The sequence below is a fragment of the Rhizobium vallis genome (genome assembly GCF_003985155.1).
GTDB classification, from domain to species: Bacteria; Pseudomonadota; Alphaproteobacteria; order Rhizobiales; family Rhizobiaceae; genus Rhizobium; species Rhizobium vallis.
In genome coordinates, this window is sequence record NZ_ML133728.1 from 1 (window position 1) to 5,000 (window position 5,000).

The 5,000-nt window shown below is 56.7% G+C and carries 2 protein-coding genes and 1 pseudogene; all 3 read right to left on the bottom strand.

All coding sequences use genetic code 11. The annotated features are described in order from the left end of the window. Positions 1-2,473, bottom strand: a 2,473-nt coding sequence (locus tag EFQ99_RS34695) for a hypothetical protein (RefSeq protein ID WP_126925329.1), incomplete at its 3' end; no start/stop codon positions are given. Between the two features lie 86 nt (positions 2,474-2,559). Next, positions 2,560-2,694: a hypothetical protein gene (locus EFQ99_RS36140; protein WP_258155573.1), complete on the bottom strand. Its 135-nt coding sequence runs from the start codon at positions 2,692-2,694 to the stop codon at positions 2,560-2,562. A 480-nt stretch (positions 2,695-3,174) separates the two neighbouring features. After that, positions 3,175-4,357 (bottom strand): annotated as a pseudogene (locus tag EFQ99_RS34705) (transposase). Positions 4,358-5,000 lie beyond the last annotated feature (643 nt).

A 5,000-nucleotide genomic window follows, 5' to 3' on the forward strand; every position in this document is an offset into this window, starting at 1 on the left:
GGAAGTCGGCTGTATCTCTTCCATTCTGATCATTAACGATGCGCTGGAAAGCGCTCAGCGCGGTGCTCTCATCGCCCAGGCGCAGATGATAATGGGCTATCAGGGGATCGATAAGCCGCGTCCTGGCGGCGAGATCCGGATCGTTTCGCTGCAAGTCCTGCATTAGCAGCTCATAATCCGTCTGGATATGCTGGTCGCCCAGCCATTCGGTATGGTCGAGCGACAATCCGCTGCGGCTTTCGATCGGTGGATCAACCTGCTGCAGCGGCGAAGTTGATCTGAACTCGGCACGTGAATCCGAACGGCCGTCCAGACCGGCCGGTTCGCGGCCACTTGCCGGCTCAGGGGACAACCCCGACGCTGCGTTCGCCTCAACGACTTGCTGGTACTGCCGAAGCCGCTTGAAAGAGATAGTGTGTTTTCCCATGTCTTCGGTGAAGTCTTGGTAATCTTTTTTCAACGACCATTGCTGCTGATCACTGCCGTTGAGCCGGCTCGCTATGCTCTCCCTACCCCTGGTTTGCAGCCAATCACTAAACTTTCGTTGAGTGCTGGCCAGTCTCCAGACGACTCTCCTCTGCGAAGTCGAGTCCGGTCCGAGCTTACTCAGCTCTTCGTTGGCGAAGCTATCAATCATGAGGGCGTCGTCGGGATAAGGATTATGCTGTTTCAACTGCGACTCAGCGCCTAGATACTGCCGCAGCCGATCGAAACTCACGCTTATTCTTTTTCCTTCAGCGTTGGTAAAGTTACTGTAATCGTCCTTTAACGACTGTTGCTGCTGATCACTGCCAGTCAAGCGACTGCCTATGCTCCCCCGACCCTTCTTTCGGAGCCAATCACTAAACCTCCGTTGATTGCTGGCCAGATTCAAGACTACTTTCCTCTGCGAAGTCGAGTTCGATCCGAGCTTGCTCAGCGCTTCCTTGGCTAGGTCATCAATGATGCGGGCGTCATCGGGATAAGGATCATGCTGTTTCAACTGCGACTCGGCGCCTAGATACTGCCGCAGCCGATTGAAACTCACGACCACTTTTTTTCCTTCCTCCTTGGTAAAGGCCCTAAAATCCTCCTGCAACGACCGTTGCTGCTCATCAGTACCGGTGAGTCGGCTGACCATGCTCTCCCTGCCCTCCCTTTTGAGCCAATCGCTAAATTTTCGTTGGTTACTGGCATTTTTCCGGGAAGTCGAGACCGGTCCGAGCTTACTCTGCTCTTCGTTGGCCAAGGCCTCAATAATGAGGGCGTCGTCGGGATAAGGATCATGCTGCTTCAACTGGGACTCGGCGCCTAGATACTGCCGCAGCCGATCAAAACCCACGTTTATTCTTCCTTCAGCCTTGGTAAAGCCCCTAAAATCGTCCTTCAACGACCCTTGCTGCTGATCACTGCCAGTCAGGCGACTGGCTATGCTCCCCCTACCATTCTTTTGGAGCCAATTACTAAACCTCCGTTGATTTATGGCCGTAATCCGGACAACATTCCTCTTGGAAGTCGAGTCCGATCCGAGCTTGCTCAGCTCTTCGTTGGCGCAGCCATCAATCATGAGGGCGTCGTCGGGATAAGGATTATGCTGTTTCAACTGGGACTCGGCGCCTAGATACTGCCGCAGCCGATCTAAACTCACGACCACTTTTCCCTCGGCCTCGGTAAATTTCCTAAAATCCTCCTGCAACGACCGTTGCTGCTCATCAGTACCCGTGAGTCGGCTGACTATGCTCTCCCTGCCCTCCCTTTTGAGCCAAGCGCTAAATTTTCGTTGGTTACTGGCATTTTTCCGGGAAGTCGAGACCGGTCGGAGCTTACTCCGCTCTTCGTTGGCCAAGGCCTCAATAATGAGGGCGTCGTCGGGATAAGGATCATGAATTCGGCGGCCCATCAGGCGCGGCCCAGGTCCAACGGCTTGGAGTTCTTGCCCCTCAGGCGAGAGCCTCCTGAAATGAGACAGTGCTGAGTTAAGACGCTTACGATCGTCCCCACCGTTTGCCCAGTAATCCGCGATATCACCGGCTAGCGAATCTGGATCGTTTAAAAACCGAGAAGCCATCGAATCTCTGTTTTCTGCTCGGAGCCAACGAGCGAACCTCCTAAGAATCCCTAAATTGTTCTCGACGGTAGCCTCGGGAACCCTTCCGTCCCCTCGGCCGACGCTACCGTCGGGTAGAATTTCGTAGTTTCGGACTGCTTCCGCGAACTGGTTGATGCGGGTCTCGTCATCAGGATGCATGTCTCGGTCGGCGGGGCGACCACGCTTGGCGCCGACGCGAACCTTGGTTGAGGCCACGTGAGTCTCCGTTGCGGCATCGACGTCTTGCTGCCCGCGCAAGTCGCTCGGATCCTGTTCCAGGTCTCGGCTCTCTGAATAGTAGTCGTCGATCCAGGCGTCCGTCTCGAAAGCTCCGGTCACGCCTTCGATCCACCCACTTACTTCGCGAGAATCGTCATCGCGCGGCTGGTTCCGTCTTGGGTACATCGATGCCGGTCCTCCGGAAATTCAAATTTGGAACCTCGATCCTAATGCCTGCCGACCGCCGCCCAGCATGCTAAAGCCAGATCCAATCATGCCCTCAAGGCATGGCCGAACACCATATGGCGACGGCTTGCCGACAATCGTCTGCACTCGACCATCAGGCCGACACAGAGGCTCGCCAGCTTGCCGCTTGCCATGCGGAGCCCGCTAAAATTGGCCTTCATTTAAGCAGTTCGAGTGATGTGTTGGACATGCAGCGTGAAGGGTGCCGTCAGAATTTCCGATTCCAACCAATCTTTCCGCCGGCCTTTCTGATTTCGCCGCCTCAGGCAACGGAACCATTGCGGTGTAGCTGCTTGCAGAACCCGTTGCACGCCTGATAGTTATGCGACCTATGGGGCGGCGATCAGGATGAGACGCCGTATTGCCTCACCCAAGAGTGTTCCCGGAGAATAATGTCGTTGGCTCACTCGATGTTTTCGAATGCCTCACGGGTTGTTCCGATCGTATCCCCGCACCTGGTGCAGGTGACGGAGGTAGCGAAGCCGCTCGCGAGCGCGCCTCTCAATAGCGCTGTAGCGAGCGGGCGGCTTCGCGGGCGGTCATCATGTTTTCCGGTGGGGTCGGTTGTCGAAGGCCAACCTGGCGGTAAGAGCGCGGATGACGATCCTGTATTGTTCGGTAATGATCTCACTGCCCGACCTCTATACTTTCCGTCTGCCGCGCGGCATCGGCGAATGGCCCGAACACCAGCGCATGGCCTGTGTACTGCGCCAGATTTTCATTCGGCGCTGCACGGTCCGAATGAGGCCGTCGGGATACACGCCGGGGCATTTGACCTGCAAGCGTTCAAGCAACTCTCGCGAAGTTCGCCAAGGCTCCGCCTCGAACCATTCCTCGAGTTCGGCAGTGACGGCGAGTAGAGGATCGGGCCTCCGCCGCTCTCGCTTGGCCGCTGGCTTGGAGCTGGCAGTCGGTTTCACTTCACCACCACGCCAAGCAATCCGTAAGCCAGAAAGAAAGTCTTCGAGCGTCAGGTACATCGCCTTGAGCCAAAGGCATGTATCCTCCGGCGTGCGTGGGTCGTCAAGCAGCCGCTGGAAGAGTGTGGCAGGACGATGATAGCGCTTGATCACCTTGGCTCCGTCACGGTGCTTTTCTTTCAGCTTGAATGATGGCTGAAAGAAATTCACGAACAACCGCATTGACGAATAAAGCTTGGCCAGCTCCCGAGTGGCTCGCAGCCCCTCGAAGCGTCGGTATCCAACGATCTTGCGCACGATTGCGCCATTCTTCTGCTCGACAAATGCCTGATCATTCTTTCGGTAAGGGCGGCAACGGGTAAGTTCGATATTATCGCGCAAGCAATACTCATGAACACTCTCGTTCATGAACACACTGTCGTTATCGGTGTCGAAGCCCAGCAGCGGGAACGGCAGCAACTTGCGCAGTTCGGCCAACGCAGTGATCAGTACCGTTTGCTCGCGAACCATCCTTGAGGACCCGATCAATCGTCGCTGGGCTCATCGTCAAGAGTCGCCGGCGCGTCTCGCTATTCATATCGCCGTGTCCATGACGTTCCATCGCTTCGATTAGTGTTGGCAACAGGGGGTGTAGTCGCTTGCCGCAAATTCGATCCGACGCCTCCCAAACAACGACGAGCGCTGCCCGCACGTCGTCGCCGTAAACCCGGCGCCCTGGCCGAGGACCACCCTTCGCCGGTTTGCGTTCTCCTCGCAGCAGTCGCATCGCATGCTTGCGATGAAAGCCCGTGAGCGCCACGAACTCGTCTAACATCCTCGCCTTCTCGGCCCGCCCGCCTAACACATAGCGACAACTGATCGCTGCCACCAATTCCGCACGTGTCGCCATGCTGACCTTCCTCATCACAGCTCCCGAGGTTGATTCGGCGGGAGCAATTTAGATGAGGCAATAACCCATTCTCAGGGAGCAGTTCAGGCGAGGCAATGCGCGCGACAAACTGGCGGTGCCTTTGATTGTCGCGAATGAGGCTGGCCTGCCGCGCCGGCGTTTGACCCCCATGGGTGGAACGTCGTCGATAGCTTTCAACGTTCATTTCGAATGATCGTTGCGTGATGAACAAGTCGGTCCACCGCGGCACCCGCCCGCAGGCATTAGTTGCAGGATACGGGTCGGCATCGAGCACCCAACTCACACGTTGGCTCATGATCGCTGTATGAAATGCATCCGGCGCCATGGGCGGGTTTCGTCCTGGCCTGAAGCCATAGTAGAACCCGCAAAGGGCAGGCCGTCATAGACGGCACTAAGCACTTCAGCGACCGCGCCAGCATCCTTCGCACCCGAGGCTCTTCCCGCATCCGTATCTGTCTACACCTCAGATGCGACAGCCGTCGCCTCTTGGGATGCTGGCCAAACGTCACGTTTTGAAGGAAGACGGACGACGTGCACATTCGATGTCGCCCCCGGCACTGGGGATCGTCTCATCTGGGTTGGCGCGCTGCACGTGGCCGCGTAAAAACGGATTCTCTCTCAACGGTTTGGTGCTTTT

Bases quoted from the DNA above. Each gene is read 5' to 3' on its own strand.
- EFQ99_RS36140 (WP_258155573.1), bottom strand. From the start codon at position 2,694: ATGAAGGCCAATTTTAGCGGGCTCCGCATGGCAAGCGGCAAGCTGGCG.